The sequence below is a fragment of the Frankia sp. AvcI1 genome (assembly GCF_001420875.1).
GTDB lineage: Bacteria > Actinomycetota > Actinomycetes > Frankiales > Frankiaceae > Frankia > Frankia alni.
The window spans coordinates 97683-119672 of the sequence record NZ_LJFZ01000017.1 but is presented as its reverse complement, the minus strand read 5'-3'; the positions used below and the strand labels follow the sequence as shown (position 1 = coordinate 119672).

14 protein-coding genes and 28 pseudogenes are annotated in these 21990 nt (G+C 72.5%); 4 read left to right on the top strand and 38 right to left on the bottom strand.

Annotation, left to right across the window (positions count from 1 at the left end; all coding sequences use genetic code 11):
• The 13 genes and pseudogenes from UK94_RS56975 to UK94_RS74265 form a co-directional block, all read right to left on the bottom strand.
• Nucleotides 1-65 (bottom strand): annotated as a pseudogene (locus UK94_RS56975) (hypothetical protein); the annotation flags it as partial.
• Between the two features lies 1 nt (nucleotide 66).
• Nucleotides 67-127, bottom strand: a pseudogene (locus UK94_RS56970) (hypothetical protein); the annotation flags it as partial.
• A gap of 1 nt (nucleotide 128) precedes the next feature.
• Nucleotides 129-237: hypothetical protein (locus tag UK94_RS56965; protein WP_235488573.1), on the bottom strand; the 109-nt coding region annotated here is incomplete at its 3' end.
• A 371-nt stretch (nucleotides 238-608) separates the two neighbouring features.
• A pseudogene (locus tag UK94_RS18325) lies at nucleotides 609-1136 on the bottom strand (YdcF family protein); the annotation flags it as partial.
• Between the two features lies 1 nt (nucleotide 1137).
• A pseudogene (locus UK94_RS56960) lies at nucleotides 1138-1295 on the bottom strand (YdcF family protein); the annotation flags it as partial.
• 160 nt (nucleotides 1296-1455) lie between these two features.
• Nucleotides 1456-2804, bottom strand: a pseudogene (locus UK94_RS56955) (glycine--tRNA ligase subunit beta); the annotation flags it as partial.
• Between the two features lies 1 nt (nucleotide 2805).
• On the bottom strand, nucleotides 2806-4665 hold a 1860-nt coding region (locus UK94_RS56950), incomplete at its 3' end, for a glycine--tRNA ligase subunit alpha (protein ID WP_235488527.1).
• Between the two features lie 336 nt (nucleotides 4666-5001).
• Nucleotides 5002-5625 (bottom strand): antibiotic biosynthesis monooxygenase, encoded by a 624-nt coding sequence (locus UK94_RS18315; RefSeq protein WP_055750800.1) that lies wholly within the window; start codon nucleotides 5623-5625, stop codon nucleotides 5002-5004.
• Nucleotides 5618-6160: pseudogene (gene uppS / locus UK94_RS18310) on the bottom strand (polyprenyl diphosphate synthase); the annotation flags it as partial. The pseudogene uppS and the gene UK94_RS18315, both read right to left, overlap by 8 nt.
• A 1-nt stretch (nucleotide 6161) precedes the next feature.
• Nucleotides 6162-6265 (bottom strand): annotated as a pseudogene (locus UK94_RS56945) (undecaprenyl diphosphate synthase family protein); the annotation flags it as partial.
• Between the two features lies 1 nt (nucleotide 6266).
• Nucleotides 6267-6415 (bottom strand): annotated as a pseudogene (locus tag UK94_RS56940) (isoprenyl transferase); the annotation flags it as partial.
• A gap of 352 nt (nucleotides 6416-6767) precedes the next feature.
• Nucleotides 6768-7421, bottom strand: a pseudogene (gene recO, locus UK94_RS18305) (DNA repair protein RecO); the annotation flags it as partial.
• Between the two features lies 1 nt (nucleotide 7422).
• A pseudogene (locus UK94_RS74265) lies at nucleotides 7423-7547 on the bottom strand (recombination protein O N-terminal domain-containing protein); the annotation flags it as partial.
• A 98-nt stretch (nucleotides 7548-7645) separates the two neighbouring features.
• Between UK94_RS74265 and UK94_RS56935 the strand changes: the two are divergent.
• Nucleotides 7646-7946, top strand: a pseudogene (locus tag UK94_RS56935) (NUDIX hydrolase); the annotation flags it as partial.
• A gap of 1160 nt (nucleotides 7947-9106) precedes the next feature.
• Here UK94_RS56935 and era read toward each other — a convergent pair.
• From era to UK94_RS56875, 17 genes and pseudogenes are all read right to left on the bottom strand, one after another.
• The gene (gene era, locus UK94_RS18295) at nucleotides 9107-10051 is read right to left on the bottom strand and encodes a GTPase Era (RefSeq protein WP_011603185.1); all 945 of its coding nucleotides are present in this window, start codon (nucleotides 10049-10051) and stop codon (nucleotides 9107-9109) included.
• A gap of 1 nt (nucleotide 10052) precedes the next feature.
• Entirely contained in the window at nucleotides 10053-10457 is a 405-nt protein-coding gene (locus tag UK94_RS18290; RefSeq protein WP_011603184.1) for a cytidine deaminase, read from the bottom strand.
• A gap of 63 nt (nucleotides 10458-10520) precedes the next feature.
• Nucleotides 10521-11029: pseudogene (locus tag UK94_RS56930) on the bottom strand (transporter associated domain-containing protein); the annotation flags it as partial.
• Nucleotide 11030: 1 nt separating this feature from the next.
• Nucleotides 11031-11815: CNNM domain-containing protein (locus UK94_RS56925; RefSeq protein ID WP_235488525.1), on the bottom strand; the 785-nt coding region annotated here is incomplete at its 3' end.
• A gap of 19 nt (nucleotides 11816-11834) precedes the next feature.
• Nucleotides 11835-12380, bottom strand: coding sequence for an rRNA maturation RNase YbeY (gene ybeY / locus UK94_RS18280; RefSeq protein WP_011603182.1), 546 nt, complete (start codon nucleotides 12378-12380; stop codon nucleotides 11835-11837).
• Between the two features lie 28 nt (nucleotides 12381-12408).
• Nucleotides 12409-13458, bottom strand: coding sequence for a PhoH family protein (locus UK94_RS18275; protein WP_011603181.1), 1050 nt, complete (start codon nucleotides 13456-13458; stop codon nucleotides 12409-12411).
• Nucleotides 13459-13606: 148 nt separating this feature from the next.
• Nucleotides 13607-14374, bottom strand: coding sequence for a 16S rRNA (uracil(1498)-N(3))-methyltransferase (locus UK94_RS18270; RefSeq protein ID WP_011603180.1), 768 nt, complete (start codon nucleotides 14372-14374; stop codon nucleotides 13607-13609).
• Nucleotides 14375-14475: 101 nt separating this feature from the next.
• Nucleotides 14476-14676 (bottom strand): annotated as a pseudogene (locus tag UK94_RS56920) (molecular chaperone DnaJ); the annotation flags it as partial.
• 39 nt (nucleotides 14677-14715) lie between these two features.
• A pseudogene (locus UK94_RS56910) lies at nucleotides 14716-15115 on the bottom strand (DnaJ C-terminal domain-containing protein); the annotation flags it as partial.
• Nucleotide 15116: 1 nt separating this feature from the next.
• A pseudogene (locus UK94_RS56905) lies at nucleotides 15117-15171 on the bottom strand (hypothetical protein); the annotation flags it as partial.
• 1 nt (nucleotide 15172) lies between these two features.
• On the bottom strand, nucleotides 15173-15621 hold a 449-nt coding region (locus UK94_RS56900; RefSeq protein ID WP_235488523.1), incomplete at its 3' end, for a DnaJ domain-containing protein.
• A pseudogene (locus UK94_RS56895) lies at nucleotides 15621-15757 on the bottom strand (heat-inducible transcriptional repressor HrcA); the annotation flags it as partial. The pseudogene UK94_RS56895 and the gene UK94_RS56900, both read right to left, overlap by 1 nt.
• Before the next feature lies 1 nt (nucleotide 15758).
• Nucleotides 15759-16135: pseudogene (locus UK94_RS56890) on the bottom strand (HrcA family transcriptional regulator); the annotation flags it as partial.
• A 1-nt stretch (nucleotide 16136) separates the two neighbouring features.
• Nucleotides 16137-16545 (bottom strand): annotated as a pseudogene (locus UK94_RS56885) (DeoR family transcriptional regulator); the annotation flags it as partial.
• Nucleotide 16546: 1 nt separating this feature from the next.
• A partial coding sequence (locus tag UK94_RS56880) for a hypothetical protein (RefSeq protein ID WP_235488572.1) occupies nucleotides 16547-16640 on the bottom strand: 94 nt, incomplete at its 3' end.
• A gap of 309 nt (nucleotides 16641-16949) precedes the next feature.
• Nucleotides 16950-17828, bottom strand: a pseudogene (locus UK94_RS18255) (coproporphyrinogen-III oxidase family protein); the annotation flags it as partial.
• Nucleotide 17829: 1 nt separating this feature from the next.
• Nucleotides 17830-18176 (bottom strand): annotated as a pseudogene (locus UK94_RS56875) (coproporphyrinogen III oxidase); the annotation flags it as partial.
• Nucleotides 18177-18405: 229 nt separating this feature from the next.
• Between UK94_RS56875 and UK94_RS34725 the strand changes: the two are divergent.
• Nucleotides 18406-18570: a hypothetical protein gene (locus tag UK94_RS34725; RefSeq protein WP_173402681.1), complete on the top strand. Its 165-nt coding sequence runs from the start codon at nucleotides 18406-18408 to the stop codon at nucleotides 18568-18570.
• An 84-nt stretch (nucleotides 18571-18654) separates the two neighbouring features.
• Here the strand turns inward: UK94_RS34725 and UK94_RS56870 are convergent.
• From UK94_RS56870 to UK94_RS56850, 5 genes and pseudogenes are all read right to left on the bottom strand, one after another.
• Nucleotides 18655-19084 (bottom strand): annotated as a pseudogene (locus tag UK94_RS56870) (elongation factor 4); the annotation flags it as partial.
• Nucleotide 19085: 1 nt separating this feature from the next.
• Nucleotides 19086-19471 (bottom strand): annotated as a pseudogene (locus UK94_RS56865) (elongation factor 4); the annotation flags it as partial.
• 1 nt (nucleotide 19472) lies between these two features.
• A pseudogene (locus UK94_RS56860) lies at nucleotides 19473-20153 on the bottom strand (GTP-binding protein); the annotation flags it as partial.
• Nucleotide 20154: 1 nt separating this feature from the next.
• Nucleotides 20155-20272: pseudogene (locus tag UK94_RS56855) on the bottom strand (GTP-binding protein); the annotation flags it as partial.
• A 1-nt stretch (nucleotide 20273) separates the two neighbouring features.
• On the bottom strand, nucleotides 20274-20502 hold a 229-nt coding region (locus UK94_RS56850), incomplete at its 3' end, for a GTP-binding protein (protein ID WP_313949542.1).
• Nucleotides 20503-20794: 292 nt separating this feature from the next.
• Between UK94_RS56850 and UK94_RS56845 the strand changes: the two are divergent.
• Both UK94_RS56845 and rpsT read left to right on the top strand, forming a co-directional pair.
• A pseudogene (locus UK94_RS56845) lies at nucleotides 20795-20878 on the top strand (30S ribosomal protein S20); the annotation flags it as partial.
• A 1-nt stretch (nucleotide 20879) separates the two neighbouring features.
• A pseudogene (gene rpsT / locus UK94_RS18240) lies at nucleotides 20880-21067 on the top strand (30S ribosomal protein S20); the annotation flags it as partial.
• Between the two features lie 214 nt (nucleotides 21068-21281).
• Here rpsT and UK94_RS18235 read toward each other — a convergent pair.
• From UK94_RS18235 to UK94_RS56835, 3 genes and pseudogenes are all read right to left on the bottom strand, one after another.
• On the bottom strand, nucleotides 21282-21659 hold the full coding sequence (locus UK94_RS18235; protein WP_041939038.1) for a hypothetical protein: 378 nt from the start codon (nucleotides 21657-21659) through the stop codon (nucleotides 21282-21284).
• Nucleotides 21656-21805 (bottom strand): annotated as a pseudogene (locus UK94_RS56840) (DNA polymerase III subunit delta); the annotation flags it as partial. The gene UK94_RS18235 and the pseudogene UK94_RS56840, both read right to left, overlap by 4 nt.
• A gap of 1 nt (nucleotide 21806) precedes the next feature.
• A pseudogene (locus UK94_RS56835) lies at nucleotides 21807-21989 on the bottom strand (DNA polymerase III subunit delta); the annotation flags it as partial.
• Nucleotide 21990: the final 1 nt, after the last annotated feature.

Sequence of the window (21990 nt, the reverse complement as noted above, 5' to 3'; positions counted from 1 at the left end):
CCCCTTGGAGAAGATCAGGTGGTCGTTCGCCGGGTCCTCGGGGTTGTCCCAGTCGTAGCGCAGGTNCCGGGCCACGAGGGTGGCCAGCACGTCCGCGGCGGACATGGAAGAGGTGGGGTGCCCGGAGNCGGCCGAGGTGCTGCTGCGCACCGAGTCGACCCGCAACTGCTGCGCGAGTTCCCGGACTGTCTCCAGATCGGCCGTCCCGACCGCACTCTCGGATACGGGAGTTGCCACACCAGTCTCCTTAGGAAGTCGTTACACTCGCGGAAGNTGATTTCCGGGGTGTTGTCGCACGCGTCGGGTGGCCGCTTCCGCCGCCTTGCGTCACTNCCGCTTGTCGCACTACCCTCTCACCCGGCGATCCGAACCGTACCAGCGCGGGTGACCACCGAAGAGGGTCGAACAAGCTGCGGGTAGGTCACATCGTCCGAAACACTTGATGTCGCCCGGCCGGCCGTCGCGTGACCTCCGCCGCCCCGCCGCTGCCCACCGCCGCCCGCCCGCGCGTGGCCGGCCCGGCGGGCGGCCACCCACAGGCCGGAAGGTGCCGAGCCGGTCGGTGCCGGCGGCGGGCCTGTCCGGTACCCGGTGTCTGTGGCCCGAGCTCAGACCGCCCGCGTGGTCGCCGAGGGCGGCGAGGCCCGGTGGAAGAGCTGGTACCAGCGGTAGCCGATGCCCTCGCGAATGATGTAGCGGACCTTGGTGTCGAAGCCGTGGACGGCCGGGCCGCGGGTCACCGGCGACGTGGTCGCGTCCAGCCCGAGGTCGCGTGCCATCGTCCGGGACCGCAGGCTGTGCGGGGGATCGGTGACCAGGACGGTCGACCGCCAGTGCCGGGTGTTCATGACCCCCGCGACGGCGGTCAGCGAACCGAGGGTGTCCGAACCCTCCGGGACGACGATCACCCGATCGGCCGGAACGCCCCGGCGGCGCAGGTAGGCGGCGCCTGCCTCGGCCTCGGTGTAGCGGTCGCCGGGCTGCTTGCCGCCGATCGTGATCACGTTGGGTGCGACGCCCTGCCGGTAGAGCTCCAGGGCGTGGTCGAGCCGGGCCGCGAAGACCGCCGAGGGACGCCCGTCGTACTGCGAGGCCCCGAGGACGACCAGGGTGTCGGAGGTGGGCCGGTGATCCTCNCGGCCCACCCACCACACCTGAACGAACGTCACCACAGTGAGGATCACGATGGCGGCGACGACCGCGGCCACAGCCCGGATCGCCCACCGCCACCAGGGCACCTGGTACCAGGTCGCGCGAAACGGATGGACAGCGAGGCTAGGACGGGACAGACCCACGCGATGGAACAGTAGCCCCCCGTCGCGGGCTATCCGACACAGCGCGGCCTATGCGCCCGTTTGTCCTGGTTCTTTCGCGGGTGACCGTACGGCGGGGCGGCCTGCGCCCACCGCATCGGTGCCCGCCGGATCTGTGCCCGCCGTTTCACTCCCTGCCGTATCAGTGCCCCGAGGCGGGCAGCGAGCCGAGTGCCTCCCAGTCCAGGGTTCCCGCCGTGAGGTCCCGGATCCTGGCGAGCAGTCCGAGCCGGGCGGCCCGGAGCGCCGGATCGGGATCCATCACCATCAGCGCGTCGAAAAAGCCGTCGATCGCGGCCGGCAGCTCCCCCGCCGCGGCGACGAGCTCACCGAGCGGGACGAACGCCGGGTTCGCCGACGCCCCCGAGCCGGCCGCGACGTCCCCCACCACCGGAGCGTCCCCGACGACCGGACTGTCCGCCACGACCGGAGCGGGTGAACCTGCTCGTGCACCCAGGCGCTCCGCCAACGCGGTGACGACGGCCAGGAGCCGGGCGGCGGCCGGCTCGGTGAGCCGCTCGCCGTCGAGGATCGCGGGGGCATCCGCCGGAACGATGCGGCGCACCCGCTGCAGCGCCGCCGCCAGGGCGGCGAACGCGACCTGATCACCCGTCGTCGAGGGCGTCGAGGGCGTCGAGGGCGTCGAGGGCGTCGAGGGCGTCGAGGGCGTCGCCGAGGATGCCTCACCCGCGGATGTCGCCGCGGCGGGCACCGCGATCAGCCCGCGCAGCGTCGCCAGGGTGGCTGCCGCGCGCGCCGGAGTGCCCGTGAGCGGACCGACCGCGCCGACCAGGCGGTGGTCGACCCCGCTGTCGAGGAGTTGCTGGGTGTAGCGACCGCGGAGGAACGCCTCGGCCGCGGCGAGCGCCTGCTCGGACACCGGCACCGGGGTGAGCCGGGCGGCCCGGGCGAGGACGTCGGCGACGGCGAGGCCGGCGAGCTCGGGCCGGCTGCCGAGGATCGCGGCGGCGCCGAGCGCCGCCCGGCGCAGCCCGAACGGGTCGGAGCTGCCGGTCGGCGCGGCGTCCAGGGCGAACAGCCCGACGAGCAGGTCGAGCCGGTCGGCGAGGGCGAGCAGCGACCCGGCGACGGTGGCGGGCAGGTCGTCGCCGGCCCGGCGCGGCAGTTCCATCTCGTAGAGCGCTGTGGCGACGGCCTCGGGCTCGCCGGCCCGGCGGGCGTACTCCCGGGCCATCGTGCCGGCGAGGCTGGACAGCTCGACCACCATCTGGGTGGCCAGGTCGAACTTCGCGAGCGTGGCCGCCCGGTCGAGGGTCGCCCGGTCGTCGGCACCGAGGCCGATCTCGTCGCCGAGCGCGCGGGCCAGCGCCCCGATCCGGTCCGCCCGGTCGGCGACCGAACCGAGCCGCTGTTCGAAGGTGAGCTTCGCGAGCTCGGCGCGGAAGGTCTCCGGCGCCACCTTGACGTCGGCGTCGTAGAAGAAGGCGGCATCGGTGAACCGGGCCCGGATAACGTCCTCGTTGCCGGCGCNCACGAGGGCGTCGTCGACCTGCCCGTCGGCGACGGCGACGAAGGCCGGCAGCAGCCGCCCCGCGGCGTCGCGCACGGGCAGGTACCGCTGGTGCTTGCGCATGACGGTGGTGAGGATCTCCGCGGGCAGTTCCAGGAACCGCGCCTCGAAGGCACCCAGCAGCGGCCGCGGGAACTCGACGAGGTTCGTCACCTCGGCGAGGGTGTCGGCGTCGGCGTCCGGATCGATGTGGCCGCCGGTGTCCGCGGTGAGCTTGGCGGCCTGTTCCAGGACGAGGTCGCGACGCACCGCCGGGTCGAGCAGGATCGAGCGCGTGGCGAGCAGCTCCGGGTAGCCGTCGGCGCTGGCCACCTCGATCGGCGGTGATCCCGCCCGGCGGTGGCCCACGGTGGTCCGGCCGGCGGCGAGGGAGGACACCGCGACCGGCACCACCGTCTCCCCGAGCAGGGCGACCAGCCAGCGCACCGGGCGGCTGAAGGACAGCTCCGGGTCGTTCCAGCGCATGTTGCGCTCCGCGCGCAGCCCGGCGACAAGCTCGCCGAGGACCTCGGCCAGCACGTCGGTGGCGTCCCGGCCGGCTTCGGTGCGGACCAGGGCGACGTGCTCGACGTCGCGGTGGGTGACGACCTGGAGATCCGCCGGATCCGCACCCTGCCCGCGGGCGAAGCCCACCGCGGCCTTCGTCGGCGCACCGGCGGCGTCGTAGGCGGCCGCGACCCGTGGGCCGCGCACCACCCGCTCGACGTCCGGCTCGCGCGGGGCCACGTCGTCGACGATTGCCACGATGCGGCGGGGGGTGCCCTGCACGCGCACGTCGCCGTGGGTGAGGCGGGTGGCGGCCAGCCGGTCGAGCAGGCCGGCGCGCACCGCCGCCGCCGTGCGGGTCACCTCGGCCGCAGGCAGCTCCTCCGTGCCGATCTCGAACAGCAGGGTCGCCGGCGCGCGCACCGCGGTGGTCATGGCGACCGGCACGGCCGCCGGGGGCGGGCTCGCCACGCCGAGCGGGTGGCCGAGCTCCTCCCGACGATCCCGCCACAGGGCGGCGACCTCGCGGGACAGCCCGCGCATCTGGGCGAAGGAGGTCGCCCGCTCGGTGGTCGACACGGCTCCGCGCGAGTCGAGGATGTTGAACGCGTGCGAGCACTTCAGCACGTAGGAGTGCGCCGGGACCGGCAGGCGGGCATCGACGAGCCGGCGGGCCTCGGCGGCGTAGTCGGCGTAGAGGCGGCGCACGGTGTCGATGTCGGCGTCGTCGAGGTAGTACCGCGACATCTCGTACTCGGCCTGGCCGAACACCTCGCCGTAGGAGATGCCCGGGGCGTAGGCGAGCTCGCTGAAGTGGCGGACCCCCTGCAGCGCCATGAGGATGCGTTCCATGCCGTAGGTGATCTCGACACTGATGGTGTCGAGAGTCTGGCCGCCGGCCTGCTGGAAGTAGGTGAACTGGGTGATCTCCAGGCCGTCGAGCCACACCTCCCAGCCGAGCCCCCAGGCGCCGAGCGCGGGCGAGGCCCAGTTGTCCTCGACGAAGCGCACGTCGTGGGCGGCGGTGTCGACCCCGATCGCCGCCAGGCTGCCGAGATAGAGCTCCTGGGCGTTGCCCGGATCGGGCTTGAGGATCACCTGGAACTGGGTGTGCGTCTGCAGGCGGTTGGGGTTCTGCCCGTAGCGGGAGTCGTCGGGGCGGACCGACGGCTCCACGTAGGCCACCCGCCACGGCTCCGGACCGAGCACCCGCAGCACCGTCGCCGGGTTGAGCGTACCGGCGCCGACCTCGGTGTTGAACGGCTGCATGATCATGCAACCGCGGTCGGTCCAGTAGCGGGTCAGCGCCAGCAACGCGTCCTGCATGGTCAACATCGGGTGAGCCTCGGCTTTTCGCTGTCACGGTCACGAGCGGGGCGGGGCGCCCCACCCACGGTCCGGCACCGGGCCGCGCGCGGCGACCTCCCGAGGACAGGCCCTCCAACGATCATGGATGGGAGTCCCGAAGATCTGGCCCGCCCGGTCGCCCTGGGTCCGGTCCCCGAGATCCGACATCGCGAGGCGTCGGAGCCCGGATATCCATGGGTCCTTGATGCTGAGTCGAGGCTACCGGTCGGCACCGACAATCCGGCGCCAGGCCGGACGCGGCCGGATTCGCNCCGACGGGCGTCGGCCGGCGGGCATCACGGGACGCCGAACGGTCGAGGCCGGTCAGGACGAGCCGGGCGCGGCGGTGTCCGCGTCCGCAGCGCGGTCCGAACGGTAGGTCCGAGCGAGGCGACCGACGTCCCCGCCGGCCGTCTCGACAGGATCGACGGGATCGACGCCGAGCCGGTCGCCGCCGGCATCCCGAGCCCCGGGCGGATCGAGGGCGGCGAGCACCTCGAAGGCGCCGGGCACGTCGACGGCGTGGACGAGCAGCGGCGTGAGGGCGTACCGCACCTCGAACGCGGACAGGGCCCGACGCCACGGGCCGGGGCCGTCCCACTCGCTGGTCAGCAGCCAGGACGCCGGCTCGTCGAGCGCCCGGGCGAGCCGGCCGGACCGGAAACCGGCGGCCCGGGCAAGTGCGTCGAGCGCGGCCCGCGCCGCCGCGGGGAAGCCGGCTGCGGCCGTCGCCGGCACCGTGAAGCGGATCTCGGCGACCACCGGCGCGCCGGAACCCGCCTTCGCCCAGCCGGCGCCGGCGCCGGGCCACCCGGACCCGGGCTCGCCAGCCACCGCCGGGCCGGACGGCGCCGCGTCCGACGACGCGCGCGCGTCGGCGTCGGCGTCGGCGTCGGCGTCGGCGTCGGCGTCGGCGTCGGCGTCGGCGTCGGCGGGATGGTCAGGCACGATGGGCGACGATCCCGCCGTAGCGGCGGTCCCGGCGGGCGTACTCCTCGCAGGCCTGCCACAGGTTGCGGCGGTCGAAGTCGGGCCAGAGCGTCTCGACGAACGAGAACTCGGCGTACGCCGCCTGCCAGAGCAAGAAGTTGCTCAGCCGCTGTTCGCCGGACGTCCGGATGACCAGGTCGAGGTCGGGCATGTCGGGCTCGTCGAGGTAGCGACTCACCGTGGCCTCGTCGATCCGGTCGGCCCGCAGCCGCCCCTCACGCACGTCCCGGGCGATCGCCGCCGCGGCGTCCGCGATCTCGGCCCGGCCGCCGTAGTTCACGCACATCACCAGCGTGAGCCGGTCGTTGTCGCGGGTGCGCTCCTCCGAGGACTCCAGGCGCCGGATCACGTTCCCCCAGAGTCGGGGACGACGCCCCGCCCACCGCACCCGCACCCCGAGCGCGTCCATGTCCGCGATCCGTCGGCCGAACACTCCGTCGGTGAAGCGCATCAGGAACGCCACCTCGTCCGGCGAGCGCTTCCAGTTCTCCGTNGAGAAGGCGTACACCGACAGCCAGCGCACGCCGAGTTCGATCGCCCCCTCGACGCAGTCGAACAGCGCATCCTCCCCGGCCTCGTGCCCCTTCGTCCGGGCGAGNCCGCGCCGCTTGGCCCAGCGGCCGTTGCCGTCCATGACGATGCCCACGTGCCGCGGAACCAGGCTGCGCGGCAGCGCCGGGGGCCGCGCCCCCGAGGGATGGGGGTGCGGATCACGGAACCGCGTCCCCACGTCATTGCGCAAAGTCACTGCCTACCTCCCCAGAACCGGCCGGGGCAGCGCCGAGCCGTCATCCGTCGTACCGATATCTGCCATCGCCGCACCGTCCCCCTGCCGACGCCGGATCGCGCCGGGAGCCCCCACCGCCGCTATCCACCTCACCATGTCCGTCCTCATCCCCTCCCAGCGCATCCCACCGACCAGCGCATCCCACCGACCAGCGCATCCCACCGACCAGCGCATCCCACCCGACCAGCGCGTCGTCCCCCGACCAGTGCGCCCCCCGACCAACGCGTCCAGCGACCCGCGGATCGATCGACGCGACGCCGCCGCGGCGTGGTCATCGAACGGCGCGGTCCGGTGCCCGCCAGGCCCCGGCCACTCATGCCCGTTCCAGATGCGGCAGCGCGCGCAGCCCCCGTTCGAGATGCCACTGGAGATAGGCGGCCACGATGCCGCCGGCCTCCCGCCGGGCGCGCGCCTCGCTGGCCAGCGCGCCGTCCCAGTCGCCGCGCAACAGGTCGGTGAGGAGTCGCACCGCACCCGCCGAGACCGACGCCGCGCCGTGCGGACGACATTGCGGGCACACTACGCCGCCGCCGGCAACGGACAGCGACAGGTGCTGGCCCGGCTCCCCGCACCGGGCACAGTCGTCCAGGGCCATGCCGTAGCCGGACACCGCCAGCGATCGGAGCAGGTACGCGTCGAGCACGAGCGGAGCCGGTCGCTGCCCCGCGGCGAGCGTGCGCAGACCACCGACGAGCAGCAGGAACAACCGCAGCGCGGGCTGACGCTCCTCGCTGGTCAGCCGCTCGGCGGTCTCGAGCATCACGGCCGCGGCGGTGTGCCGGGCGTAGTCGAGCGCGATCGTCGTGCCGTAGGGAGAGATGATGTCGGCCTGGGTGACGGTGTCCAGTGACCGGCCGGAGTGCAGCATCAGGTCGACGTAGGTGCCCGGCTCCAGCCGGGAGCCGAACCGCGAGGATGTCTTGCGCACACCCTTGGCAACAGCCCGGACCCGGCCGCCACGCCGGGTNAGCACGGTGATGATGCGGTCAGCCTCGGCGAGAGGGGTCGTTCGCAGGACGACCCCTTCGTCGCGATACACCGGCACCCGCCCATGGTTGCACGACCCGGGGTCGGCGCGGTAAGGCGAGGTCATCCGGCAGATGGCCACGACGAACCGGCCCCGTTTCGCAACCTCTCGTATACGAGAGAACACAAGTGGCTACGAGAGAACACAAATGGTCACCTTTGCCGATGGAAGCCGGACTCCCTCCGCGGGGGAACCCGCAGGTTGCGGATGATGGCTTGGTGCGGGTGGTACGGCGGGCGGCGCGAGCGATCCTCATCGACGGCAACGGCCGGCTGGTGGTCTTCCGGCGAACACTGCCGAAGCGCAAGCCCTACTGGTCCACCCCCGGCGGCGGGGTGGACCGCGAGGACGGCTCGGTGGAGGCGGCCCTGCACCGCGAACTCGCCGAGGAGCTCGGCGCGACCGTCGACCGCGTCCAGCAGGTGTTCCTCACCAGCCCGCCACGCGGCGACGGGATCGCGGTGTNGCACTTCTTCGTCTGCCGCCTGGTCTCCATGGACCTGAGCAAGCGCACCGGCGAGGAGTTCACGAACCCCGCCAAGGGCCGCTACGACGTCGAACGGATAGACCTGCNCGGCAAGAAGCTCAGCCGCTACGCCCTGCAGCCCCCGGAGNCCAAGGCCTTCATCCTCGCCAACCGCCAGGCGCTGCTGAACGCCGCGCTCACCGACGACGCACCACCGCTGACCCTCGCTGACGACCCGGCCGCCGCCATCCCCGTCCCACCCGCGCGAGCCGCGGCGGCACCCGGCTCCGCCGTGACACCGGCCGCCGACGAGAGCTCCGCAGCCGACGGGAGCTCCGCAGCCGACGAGACCTCTGCAGCCGGCCCACCCTCGGCAGCCGGCCGGCCCGCGGCACCTGACGATGCCGGCGCAGCCGAGCCGGCCCCGTCATCCGACCGATCCTCGGCCTCCCTCGGGACGTCCGGCGAGCCCCCGGAGTCCGCCGAAGACACCCACCCCGACCAGGTCACGCCCACCGACAAGGCCACCCCCACCGACCCGACCACCACGCCCGACCAGACCTCCACGCCCGACGAGGTCCTCACGGCCGACCAGACCCTCGCGGCCGACCCGAGCACCAGGGCCGACGAGACCGTGATCACCGACCCGGTCAGGAAGCGCATGCAGGCCGAGTCCGAGCAGGTCACCGCCAGGGAACCGGACGAGGCGGCCGGTGACGCCCCGGTGTCCCGGCGCACCGGTTCCGGTGATGCCGGGACACCGAACGACGGATCCCCCGCCCCCACCCCCGGCCCCTCCCCCGCGACCGCGGACGCCGCCGCGGCGGCGCAGCGGCGACCGCGGCGGGCCATGCCACCTATCCTGGAGATCGTCGACGGCGCGGTCGTCAACGACGGGTCCGACCCTCCGACCCGGGCGCTTCCCCGCCGACATCGGTGGCCACGGTGGCCGTTCGGCCGCTGATCGGCACCGGCACCCTGCGGCTGCGGTGCGTTCCGTACGCTTCAGCCCCCGAAACCGTGCCCGTCGCACCGCGACTTGCCGCACGCACCGCAACTCGCCGCACGCACCGCAACTTGCCGTGCGCACCGCACCGCGCGTGACCGCACCCCCGCGGACCGTGCGCGCGGGTCGGCGGCGGGCGGCCCCGGCCGCGGGCTAGAAGCCCAGGCGGCGTAGCTGGCGGGGGTCGCGCTGCCAGTCCTTCGCGACCTTGACGTGCAGGTCCAGAAAGACCGGCGTGCCGAGCAGCGCCTCGATCTGCCCGCGGGCCCGGGTGCCGACCGTCTTGAGTCGGGAGCCGCCGGAGCCGATGACGATCGCCTTCTGGCTGGGTCGCTCGACGAAGACGTTCACCCGCACGTCCAGCAGCGGGTTCTGGGGCGATCGACCCTCCCGAGGGATCATCTCCTCGACGACCACCGCCAGCGAATGCGGCAGCTCGTCGCGGACTCCCTCCAGCGCCGCCTCCCGGACCAGCTCGGCGACCATGACCTGCTCGGGCTCGTCGGTCAGCTCGCCGCCGGGGTAGAGTGCCGGGCCCGTCGGCAGCCGGGCGGCCAGCACGTCGGCGAGCACGTCCACCTGGTAGGAGCGGATGGCGCTGACCGGGACGATGTCACTGAAGTCGCCGAGGCCGGCCACGTCGAGCAGCCGCGCGCCGATCCTGTCGGCGTCGCCGACCTTGTCGGTCTTGGTCAGGATGGCCACCACCGGAGTCCGTTTCGGCAGTCGGGACAGCTCCTCGGCGATGAAGCGGTCACCCCGGCCCACGGGTTCGTCGGCGGGCATGCAGAAGCCGACGACGTCGACCTCGGACAGGGTGGCGCGCACGACGTCGTTGAGACGCTGGCCGAGCAGCGTGCGCGGCCGGTGCAGCCCGGGCGTGTCGACGAGGACGAGCTGGGCGTCGGTGCGGTGCACGATGCCCCGGATGGCGTGCCGGGTCGTCTGCGGCCGGCCGCTGGTGATGGCGACCTTGGTGCCGACCAGCGCGTTCGTCAGCGTCGACTTGCCGGCGTTGGGCCGGCCGACGAGGCAGGCGAACCCGGACCTGAACTCCGCCGGGGTCGTGCCGCCGGGGGCGTGACTCGGAGTCGGCACGCTAGCTGTTCGTCCTGCTGCGAGCCACGCCGTCGGTGCCGCCGAGGAAGACGGGGACGCCGGCGCCGAACTCGGCGAGGGTGGCAACATCGTCGCCCGCGACCTCATCACTTTCCGTGACGACGGCCGCGGCCTCGAAGCGGCGCGCCCCGCTGGAGACCGCCGCGGCCACGGCCGCCCGCAACGCCGAGATCGCCAACTCCGGCCGGCTCAGCCCGACGGTGGCGGCGGCGTAGGTGCGGCCGTCGGTGTCACGCAGGGCCGCACCTTCGGCGGGCCTGCCGTCGGGCACGTAGGCGCGCAGCCGCGCCGAGCGGGCCAGGACGAGCAGTTTCGCGTCCTCCGCGGCCAGGTCGAGGGCCGCCCCGGCGGGCGCCGTCGCCTGCGGGGTCGGGTCAGCGGTCACGAGATTACCTTTCCGTCCTGGGGTGAGCGCCCGGCCGGCTCACCGCCGTCTGCTCCGCCCGGNGCCGGGTCGTCGGCGTCGCCCGGCGGGCGCGGCGGGCGGCTGACGACGATCGTGCCGATCTGGTTGCGCCGGCCGGCCGCCCGTTCCGCGGACAGCCGCAGGCCGCCGACCGTCACGGTGGCGCCCGGGATGGGAACCCGACCCAGGGCCGTGGCGAGCAGGCCGCCGACGGTCACCGAGTCGTCCGCGCCGGGCAGTTCGTCGACGTCGAAGTCGAAGAGTTTGACGAGATCGTCCACGTCGAGCCGGGCGGTGACCCGAGCCGTGTCGGGATCGAGCCACTCCACCGGTGCCACCTCGCTGTCGTACTCGTCGGTGATCTCGCCGACGATCTCCTCGAGAATGTCCTCGATGGTCACGAGCCCGGCGGTCCCACCGTACTCGTCGATGACGATCGCCATGTGGGTCCGCGAGGCCTGCATCTCCCGCAGCAGGTCGTCGGCGGGCTTGCTCTCCGGCACGAGCACGGGCGCGCGCATGATCTCGGCGACGGGACCGTCCTCGTCGCCNTCGCGCTCGCGGCGGACCATGTCCTTGAGAAAGGCGATGCCCACGACGTCGTCGACGCTCTCGCCGATCACCGGGACGCGGGAGAAACCGCTGCGCAGGGCAAGCGAGAGAGCCTGGCGCACGGTCTTGGACGACTCGATGAACACCATGTCCGGTCGTGGCACCATCACCTCCCGGACGAGGGTGTCACCCAGCTCGAACACCGACGCGATCATGTCGCGTTCCTCGCGCTCGATGACCTCGTTCTCCTCGGCGAGGTCGACCAGGTCGCGCAGCTCCGCCTCGGAGGCGAAGGGCCCGTCCCGGAATCCGGGCCCCGGGGTGACGGCGTTGCCCAACGCGATGAGCAGCCGAGGCAGCGGCCCGAAGATCCGGGCGAGGCGAACGGTCAGCCCCGCGGTGGCGAGCGCGACCGCCGGGGCGTGCTGGCGGCCGAGGGTCCGGAACATCACCCCGACGAGGATGTAGGCGATCAGGGTCGCCACCAGGGTGCCGAGCCCCACGGCGGCGAAGCCCGTCCCGTAGGCGTGCGCGAACAGGATCGTCAGGCAGGCTGCGGCGAGCATCTCGCCGACCACCCGCAGGAGCAGCAGCAACGCGAGGAAGCGGCCGGGGTCGGCGACGACGGTCGCGAGGTTCGCCGCACCGGCACGCCCCTGGCGCGCGAAGGTGTCCACCGACACCCGCGACACCCGGGTCAGGGCCGCGTCCACGCAGCCGAAACCCGCGGCGGCGAGGGACGCGACCACCGCGATGAAGACAAGCAGAAGATCGCCGGAGCTCATCGGCTCCCCCCGACCGGGGTCAGCGCGCGGCGGTGGGGCCGGGCTCTCCAGCTCCGTCCGCACCGTCCGCACCGCCGGCGGGACGCTTCCCGCCGGCGGCCTTCACCGCGGTGTCCCAGGACGCCAACAGTTTGTTCTGGATCTTCCACATCTCGCGTTCCTCGTCCGGCTCGGCATGGTCGTACCCGAGCAGGTGCAGGATGCCGTGGGTGCACAGCAGGTGCAGTTCGCGCTCGTGGGAGTGCCCCGCCTGCTCCGCCTGGCGGCGCGCGACGTCGGGGCAGAGGACCACATCTCCGAGCAGCGTCGTGGGATCGTCGTCGACCGACTCCGACCAGGAGGCGTCGAACGCGTCGTCCTGCGCGAAGGAGAGCACGTCGGTCGGGCCCTCCTCGCCCATGTACCGCACGTGCAGGTCGGCCATGGCCTTCTCCTCGACCAGCATCACCGACAGCTCCGCCAGCGGGTTCACCTTCATCGCGTCGAGCACGAAGCGGGCGAGGGCCGTGAGCCGGACCTCGTCCACGTCGTTCGCGCCCGACTCGTTGGCGACGAACACGGCCATCAGCAGTCCTCTCCGAGCCCCGACACGGTCACCGTCGCTCGCGGCGGCCGGGGCGGGCGGGCGCCGCAGCCGCGGCACCGGCATGGTCCGCGGCGGCGTCCCAGCGGGCGTACGCGTCGACGATCTCGCTCACCAGCCGGTGGCGGACGACGTCGGAGCTGGTCAGGGACGCGAAGTGCACGTCCTCGACGCCGTCGAGGATCTCCCGGACGACCCGCAGCCCGCTGCGGGTACCGCTGGGCAGGTCGACCTGGGTGACGTCACCCGTCACCACGATCTTGGCTCCGAAGCCGAGCCGGGTGAGGAACATCTTCATCTGCTCGGGCGAGGTGTTCTGCGCCTCGTCGAGGATGATGAAGGCGTCGTTCAGGGTCCGGCCGCGCATGTAGGCCAGCGGGGCGACCTCGATCGTCCCGGCCTGCATCAGCCGCGGGATCGAGTCCGGGTCGATCATGTCGTGCAGCGCGTCGTAGAGCGGGCGCAGGTAGGGATCGATCTTCTCGTACAGGGTGCCCGGCAGGAAGCCGAGCCGCTCCCCCGCCTCGACCGCCGGCCGGGTCAGGATGATCCGGTTGACCTTCTTGGCCTGCAGCGCCTGAACCGCCTTCGCCATCGCCAGGTACGTCTTGCCGGTACCGGCGGGCCCGATCCCGAACACGATCGTGTGCTGGTCGATCGCGTCGACGTAACGCTTCTGATTGAGCGTCTTGGGGCGGATCGTCCGGCCCCGGTTCGACAGGATGTTGAGGGTGAGGACCTCGGCGGGCCGCTCCTGCGAACCGCTGCGCAGCATCGCCAGCGAGTGGTCGACGTGCTGCGGGCTGAGCTCGGTGCCCGCGTCGAGCAGGGCGATGAGCTCCGCGAACAGCTGCGCGGCCAGTTCGTTCTCCGCCGGCGGGCCGGTGATGGTGATCTCGTTGCCGCGCACGTGGATGTCCGAGGAGAAGGCCCGCTCGACGGTACGCAGCAGTTCGTCCTGCTGGCCCAGCAGGCTCACCATGCTGTGCGGGCCGGGGACGACGATGCGCGTCGTGGCCGCAGCGGCCGGCGCGACGGGTGGCGTGACGGATTCGGGCATAGAGAGCGGCCAGCTACGGCCGCGGCACCTCTCAGGATCGATGACCGTGGTGGGTGGTGCGACGCGTGGAGGACGGGCACTCGGGTCAGCACCCTGCCGGGGCAGGAACCACCCACCAAACGCCAGTCGCAGGCGCTACCCCGCCAGTCTATCCATCAACACGTCGAGCGTCCCAGCGGCCGAGATCCGCAAGAACGACCGAGGACGCCACCACGCCGGCGGTGGAGGTGCGCAGCACCGTCGGACCCAGGCGCGCCACCACGGCGCCGGCCTGATGCAGCGCGTCCACCTCGGCGTCGGCGATGCCCCCCTCGGGGCCGACGACGAGCAGGATCTCCGCCGCCGGGTTCGGTTGAGCCGCGGATGCCACCGATGCCACCGCCGTCACCCCGTCGAGGGCCGCGGCGCTGCGGCGGGCCAGGCCCACCAGCGGGTCGCCGGCCTGCTCGTGCAGCACCACGGCGAGGGCCGCCGACGCCACACGCCGGGTCAGCTCCGCCGTCCCGACGAGGTCGCCGACCACCGGCCAGTGCAGGCGGTGGGACTGCTTCGACGCCTCCGCCGCGGCCCGAACCCAGCGTTCCCGGGCCCGCCCGCCCCGCTCGCCGTCCCAACGGACCACCGAGCGCGCCGCCGACCACGGCACGATCTCGTCGACACCGACCTCGGTCAGCATTTCCACCGCCCGCTCGCCGCGGTCGCCCTTGGCCAGCGCCTGCACGACGACGAGGCGGGGATGTGGCACCGCCGCGTCGACCCGTCGGCGCACCGCACAGTCGATCTCGTCGCGCCGGACGGCGACGACGGCGCACTCCAACGCCGCCCCGCGACCGTCGGTGACGTCCACCGGCTCGCCGGGGCGCAGCCGGCGCACCGTCGCCGCATGACGCCCCTCCGGTCCGGACAGGGTGAACACGTCCGCGGTGGGCAGCGGGGACAGCCGAAACAGCGCGCTGGTCAGTGGGGATCCTCTCGGCGGAGTACGGACCGGAGACCGGGACCGGCCGCGCCGACGGGCTAGCGCCCGCGCCGCGACCCGCGCCGGCGGAACAGCCCGCTCGCGCTGCCACCGGTGGAACCGCCCACGACCGCGGGCGCCTCCTCGTCCCGGATCTTCGCCAGCTCCCGGAGCAACCGCTCCTGCTCCGCGTCCAGCTTCGTCGGCGTCTCCACGTTGATGTGGATGTGCAGGTGCCCCCGCCCGGCGGCCCGCAGGTGNGGGACGCCGCGCCCGGCAAGCTTGATGACCTCGCCTGNCTGGGTGCCCGGCTTCACCGCGATCGTCTCGGTGCCGTCGAGGGTCTCCAGGGTGGCGGAGGTGCCCAGCGCCGCCGAGGTCATCGGCAGCGGCAGCTCGCAGTGCAGGTCGTCGCCCTCACGGGTGAACACCGGATGCTGGCGTTCGGAGACCTCGACGTACAGGTCGCCCGGCGGCCCGCCACCGGGGCCGACCTCGCCCTCCCCGGACAGCCGGATGCGCATCCCGTCCTCAACCCCGGAGGGGATCTTCACCGTCAGGGTGCGACGCTTGCGGACCCGGCCGTCCCCCCCGCAGTCGCGGCAGGGATGCTCGATCACCGTGCCGGTACCCGAGCAGCGCGGGCACGGACGAGAGGTGACCATCTGCCCCAGGAAGGAGCGGGTCACCTGCTGGACCNCCCCACGACCGCCGCAGGTGCCGCAGGTCGCCGGATGGGTGCCGGGAGCCGCCCCNGCGCCGGTGCAGGTCGAGCACACGGCCGCGGTGTCCACGGTGATCTCCCGGGTGGCACCGAAGGCGGTCTCGGCCAGGTCCAGCTCGATCCGCAGCAGCGCGTCGTTGCCGCGCCGGACCCGGGAGCGGGGCCCGCGGGCCGTCCCGCCGCCGAAGAAGGCGTCCATGATGTCGCCGAGCCCGCCGAAGCCGGCGCCGAACGGCGAGCCGGCACCCCCACCACCGCCACCGGGCGCGAGCGGGTCGCCGCCCAGGTCGACGATCTGGCGCTTCTCCGGGTCCGAGAGCACCTCGTAGGCCGCGGTCACCCCGCGGAAACGCTGCTGCGCCTCCGGGTCGGGGTTGACATCAGGGTGCAGCTCCCGTGCGAGCTTGCGGTAGGCCCGTTTGATCTCGTCGTTCGACGCGTCTCGGCGCACGCCGAGAACTGCGTAGTAGTCCACGGCCATCAGTCGGCACCCAAGAGTTCACCCACGTATTTGGCGACGGCCCGGACGGCCGCCATCGTCCACGGATAGTCCATGCGCATCGGACCGACCACTCCCATTCCGCCCAGGGCGAAAGGACCGCGGCCATAGCCGGTGGNCACCACTGCGGTCGACCGCAGGGCGTCCACGTCCGTCTCTCGACCGATGCGTACCGTTACAGTACCGGTCTCGCGGGCCGAGCCGATGAGCTTCATCAACACGACCTGCTCCTCGAGCGCCTCCAGTATCGACCGCAACGAGTCGGCGAAGTCGACCGAGGCCCTGGTGAGGTTCGCCGTACCGGCCATGGCGAGACGCTCCTCCGGGCGCTCCACCAGGGACTCCAGCACCGCCCCGGTCATCGTCGCCAGGCACGGCCGCAGCTCCGGGCGGGCCTGGTCGGGCAGGGTGGCGACGACCTCGGGGGCGTCGACCAGCCGCTGGCCGGCCAGCGCGCAGTTGAGGGTCGCCCGCAGCTCGCCCGCGATCTCCTCGTNCACCGGCGTGAGACTGTCGATGATCCGCTGCTCCACCCGACCGGTATCGGTGATCATCACCATGAGCATCCGCCGCGGGCCGAGGGTCACCACCTCGATGTGCCGGACGCTGCTGCTCGACAGCGACGGGTACTGCACCACCGCAACCTGGCGGGTGAGCTGAGCGAGCAGGCGAACCGAGCGGCGGACGACGTCGTCGAGGTCGACAGCGCCTTCCAGAAAGCTCTGGATGGCCCGGCGCTCGGCCCGGGACAGCGGCTTGACCCCGGACAATCGGTCGACGAACAACCGGTAGCCCTTGTCCGTCGGAATCCGCCCGGCGCTGGTGTGGGGCTGCGTGATGTAGCCCTCTTCCTCCAACGCGGACATGTCGTTGCGGACAGTAGCCGGCGAGACCCCGAGATTATGANGCTCCGCCAGCGCCTTGGAGCCCACCGGCTCGTTGCTCAGGACGAAGTCCTCCACGATCGCCCGCAGGACCTCGAGCCGCCGTTCCTCTAGCACGCGGTCGCACCCCCTTCACCAAGCGGGACGTGGCCGGGCCACGGTGCGTGCACCAGCACCGACGACACCANGCCTGGCACTCGGCCGCAGTGAGTGCCAAGTGTAGCCGTCAGCCAAGNATGAAGCACACAACATGAGCCGCTCCACGAATGGCCGGTGAGGAGTCGGCGACATCCTTCCAACAGAACGACCATCGGGGCACCCGGGTTCCGCACCATGGCGGCCCGCCCGATCGAGCGTGAGCCGACCCGTCGGCCAGGGATCAGCCGGTCGGCCAAGGATCAGCCGGTCGGCCATGGATCAGTCTGNCAGCAGAGCCCGGACCACCGTGTCGGTGAGCAGGCGACCGCGGCGGGTCAGGCGCACCCGGCCGGACTCGAGCGCGCCCGGTTCGACCAGGCCCGAGCGAGCGAGATCCGCGCACGCCGCCAGCCCGGCCTCGTCGAGCTCGGCCACGCCGAGCCCCTCGGCGAGCCGTACCCCCAGCATCACCCGCTCGACCCGTCGGGTGGACGCGTCGAGTTCCTCGCGCGCCGAGGCCGGACTGCGCTGCGCGCCGAGGCGGGCGGCGTACTCGGCCGGATGGCGCACGTTCCACCACCGCACACCGCCGACGTGGCTGTGGGCGCCCGGGCCGAAGCCCCACCAGTGGTCGCCCCGCCAGTAGCCCAGATTGTGGCGGCAACGGGCGGCCGGACCGCGCGACCAGTTGCTGACCTCGTAGTTGGTCAGTCCGGCGGCGGTGAGGATCTCGTCGGCGAGCAGGTACCGGTCGGCGAGCAGGTCGTCGTCGGGCTCGAGCAGCTCGCCGCGGCGCACCCGACGCGACAGCTTGGTGCCCTCCTCGACGGTCAGCGCGTAGGCGCTGACGTGGTCCGGGCCCAACTGCACCGCGGCCCGCAGGCTCGCCGCCCAGTCGGCCTCGGATTCGCCCGGCGCCCCGTAGATCAGATCGAGGCTCACCTGCTCGAACCCGGCTTTGCGCGCCCAGCGCATCACCTCGGAGACCCGCCCGGGGGTGTGCCGGCGGTCCAGCGCCGCCAGCACGTGCGGCCGGTCGCTCTGCATGCCGAACGAGACCCTGGTGTAGCCGGCCGCCCGCAACTGCTCGAGCTGGGCCGGGTCGACCGACTCCGGGTTCGCCTCGGTGGTGACCTCCGCGTCGGCGGCGAGCCCGAACTCGGCGTCNAGGGCGTGCAGCAGGCGGGCGAGGTCACCCGCGGAGAGCAGGGTCGGCGTCCCGCCGCCGATGAACACGGTGGAGATCGGCAGGTCGGCGTCGCCCAGCACCGCCCGGGCCAGCCGGATCTCCTTCGTGGCGATGTCGACGAAGGTCGTCAGGCCCACCGAGGAGACCAGGGCACCGCCCAGATCCGCCGCCGTGTAGGTGTTGAAGTCACAGTAGCCGCAGCGTGCCGCGCAGTAGGGCACGTGCACGTACGCCCCGAGCGCGCGCTCGGTCAGCTCGGCCAGAGCGGCCGGCGGGAGAGCGCCGTCGTCGGGCGGAGGTGACCCGTCGGGAGGCTTTTGTGGCATGCCCCCAGTGTGCCCCCAACGGATGGGGTTACAGCAACGCCACGTTTGTCAAGTGCACGAGCGGGCCGAAGATGGCCACAACAGGACCACGGCGGGATAAGCACCGGAAACGGGGGTCCCCCTCGGCACCGGCGAGACGTCGGGCACGTTTTGCCCCCGTTGTTGACGAAAGATCAGATATGGGCGGACCATCGTCGACCGGTCGAGCCCGGTGCGAAAAGATCCGGACATGGACGATGACGTCAGGGCCGTTCTCGAGGAGATCTCCGAACTGCTCCCGCCCCGAACCACCGTGTATCGTTCCAGCGCCGCCGCGCCCGCCGGTGATCTCTCCCTCGCCGAACCGGTGACCGAGCCGATCCGCCTGCCCGCGAGCCCGCTGCCGACGAGCTGACGACGCGCCGACCTCCCGGGGGGTGGCCGTGATCGGCGGTCTCCCCCGGGTCGACCCGCCCGATCTCCCCCGCCCGGGGGTGGATCACTTGCTCGTCGCGGACTTCCCGGTGTCGGTGGACAGCGCGGCGATGAACGCCTCCTGCGGGACCTCGACGCGCCCGATGGTCTTCATCCGCTTCTTGCCCTCCTTCTGCTTCTCCAGCAGCTTGCGCTTGCGGGTGATGTCACCGCCATAGCACTTGGCCAGCACGTCCTTGCGGATCGCCCGGATGTTCTACCGGGCGATGATCCGGCTGCCGATCGCCGCCTGGATCGGCACCTCGAACTGCTGGCGTGGGATCAGCTCGCGCAGCTTGGTCGTCATCGCCACGCCGTAGGAGTAGGCCTTCTCCTTGTGCACGATCGCCGAGAAGGCGTCGACCGTCTCGCCCTGTAGCAGGATGTCGACCTTGACCAGGTCGGCGAGCTGCTCACCGGCCGGCTCGTAGTCGAGGCTCGCGTACCCCCGGGTCNGGGACTTCAACGCGTCGAAGAAGTCGAAGATGATCTCACCGAGCGGCAGGGTGTACTTGAGCTCGACCCGGTCGGTGGACAGGTAGTCCATCCCCTTGAGCACGCCGCGCCGGCCCTGGCAGAGCTCCATGACCGCGCCGACGAAGTCGGTGGGCAGCAGCAGCATCGCGTCGACGACCGGTTCGTACACTTCGGCGATCTTCCCGCCGGGCCAGTCGCTCGGGTTGGTCACGGTGATCTCGGAGAGGTCCTCCATCACCACCCGGTAGACGACGTTCGGCGCGGTGGAGATCAGCGTCAGGTTGAACTCGCGCTCGAGGCGCTCCCGGACGATCTCCAGGTGCAGCAGGCCGAGGAAGCCGCAGCGGAAGCCGAAGCCGAGCGCCNCCGACGTCTCCGGCTCGTAGGTCAGGGCGGCGTCGTTGAGCTGGAGCTTGTCGAGCGCCTCGCGCAACGCCGGGTACTCGCTGCCGTCGATCGGATACAGCCCCGAATACACCATGGGCAGCGGGTCGCGGTAGCCGCCGAGCATCTCCGTGGCCGGATTGCGGGTGGTGGTGACGGTGTCGCCCACGCGGGCCTGGCGGACGTCCTTGACCCCGGGGATGACATAGCCGACCTCACCGACCGACAGCGAGCCCGTCGGATGCGGGTCCGGCGAGATCACCCCCACCTCGAGGGTCTCGTGGCTGGCGCCCGTCGACATCATCAGGCAGCGGTCCCTGGTGGTGAGGGTGCCATCGATGACCCGGACGTAGGTGATGACGCCGCGGTAGATGTCGTAGACGCTGTCGAAGATCATGGCGCGGGCGGGTCCGGCGGGGTTGCCGACCGGCGCGGGCACCTGCCGAACGATCTCGTTGAGCAGCTCCGGCACGCCCTGGCCGGTCTTGCCCGACACGCGCAGTACGTCACCCGGGTCGCAGCCGATGATCGCCGCGATCTCCTCGGCGTACTTCTCCGGCTGGGCGGCCGGCAGGTCGATCTTGTTCAGGACGGGGACGATGGTCAGGTCGTTCACGATCGCGAGGTAGAGGTTCGCCAACGTCTGGGCCTCGATCCCCTGTGNGGCGTCGACCAGCAGCACCGCGCCCTCGCAGGCGGCCAGCGACCGGCTCACCTCGTAGCTGAAGTCGACATGGCCGGGCGTGTCGATGAGATGCAGGATGTAGTCCTGCCCGTCCTGCNCCCGCCAGGGCAACCGCACGTTCTGGGCCTTGATCGTGATCCCACGCTCGCGCTCGATGTCCATCCGGTCGAGGTACTGGGCGCGCATGTTGCGCGCCTCCACCACTCCGGTCACACCGAGCATCCGGTCGGCAAGGGTCGACTTGCCGTGGTCGATGTGGGCGATGATGCAGAAGTTGCGGATCATCGCGGGGTCGGCGCCGGGCGCCAGGTGCGGGGCTGCGGACACGCGGAGAGTTCTCGTTTCGCTCGCGGTGGTCACGGGAGCCGTCCCGTGNCGGGATCTGGGTCGACCTCCCTTCATCGTGCCAGGAGGCGGCGCGGTGGTTGCGCCGGTGCACCGGCCGGCAGCGGTTTGATATTCTGGGCGCCGCCTTGGTGGGCCGCGTCGTCGTCCCGAGCGGTCCGGCCGTCTCCGACTCCGCGTCACACCGATTTCGGTGCAGGTGGCCGGCCGGCCTCCGAGGCGTCGGTACGCCGGGCCGCCGCGCGCGGCCGGNGTCCGTATGATGACGTGTCCNCACCATCCCGACTCGACAACCAGAGGTTCCTCCGCGTGGCCAACATCAAGTCGCAGATCAAGCGCAACCTCACCAACGAGAAGCNGCGGCTGCGCAACAAGGCTGTCAAGTCCGAGCTCAAGACCCACGTGCGCCGGTTCCGCGACGCGGTCGAGGCGGGCGACGCCGAGCGCGCCGGCGAGACCCTACGGGTCGCCTCCCGCAAGCTGGACAAGGCTGTCAGCAAGGGTGTCATCCACCCGAACCAGGCCGCCAACAAGAAGTCGGCGCTGGNCCGCGCGCACGCGAGCCTGACGGCCAGCTGACACCGCGCGGCGGAGCCGGGGCACCAGGGGTGCTCCGGCTTTTCTGCGTGTCCGCGCCCCTGGCCGGCCCTGCGCGATCGCCAGCCCGTGGATTGCCCTGCCCGCGAGCCACACCCTCTCGCCGCCGCGGGCGCGGGTAGCAGTCGGCAGTCGGCAGTCGGCAGTCGGCAGTCGGAGCGGTCCTAGCGGACTGCCTGATCGCCCGGCGGGTTCTGCGCACTCGCCGGACCGCCGACCAGCGTCTCGTTGCCCGCCGGATGGATCAGCCGTTCGAGCACCTCGTGGTAGGCGACCATCGCGCCGACGGTCACCGGCAGGACGCCGACCACCCAGGCGCTCGCGAGGTCTCCCAGCGCGACGACCACCGTGACCAGCCCCGTGACGGTCGTGAGCAGCCCGCGCATCCAGCCGGCGGGCAGGACTCGCAGCCCGAACCAGCCTCCCGGTGGCGGCGCGTCGGTCTCGCCGGGATCCACGGCGTCGTGCCCCATGGCCGGCCCCGGCCGCGCGCCCGGGCCGCCCGTCGCGGACGATCCCTCCGGCCGCGGCGCCCCGGTCATCGACGCCCGCCGCGGTGGGCCCGATCCCGGGGAAACGACCGCGCTGCGGCCACCTCGCGCAGGAGCTTCTCCAGCGCATAGCCCGCGTCCACGGACGCCCCCTTCACGCCGGCATCCGCCGTCGCCGACGCGCGCAGCGCGAGCGCNAGGCCCGGATCGGACCAGGCACGCGCCGAACGCTGCGCCTTCTCGACCTTCCAGTCGGGCATGCCGAGGGCGCGGGCGAGATCCCACTTCGTCCCCGGGCCCGCCGAGGACACCCGGGCGAGATCCCGCAGCCCGCCGGCGACGGCACTAGTGATCAACACGGCCGCGGTCCCCCCTTCGACCN

Coding starts and splice junctions, on each gene's coding strand:
- ybeY (WP_011603182.1), bottom strand. CDS start 12,380: ATGGCCGTGTTCGTCGCCAACGAGTCGGGCGCGAACGACGTGGACGAG.
- UK94_RS18275 (WP_011603181.1), bottom strand. CDS start 13,458: ATGCCCGAATCCGTCACGCCACCCGTCGCGCCGGCCGCTGCGGCCACG.
- UK94_RS34725 (WP_173402681.1), top strand. CDS start 18,406: ATGGACGATGACGTCAGGGCCGTTCTCGAGGAGATCTCCGAACTGCTC.
- UK94_RS18235 (WP_041939038.1), bottom strand. CDS start 21,659: ATGACCGGGGCGCCGCGGCCGGAGGGATCGTCCGCGACGGGCGGCCCG.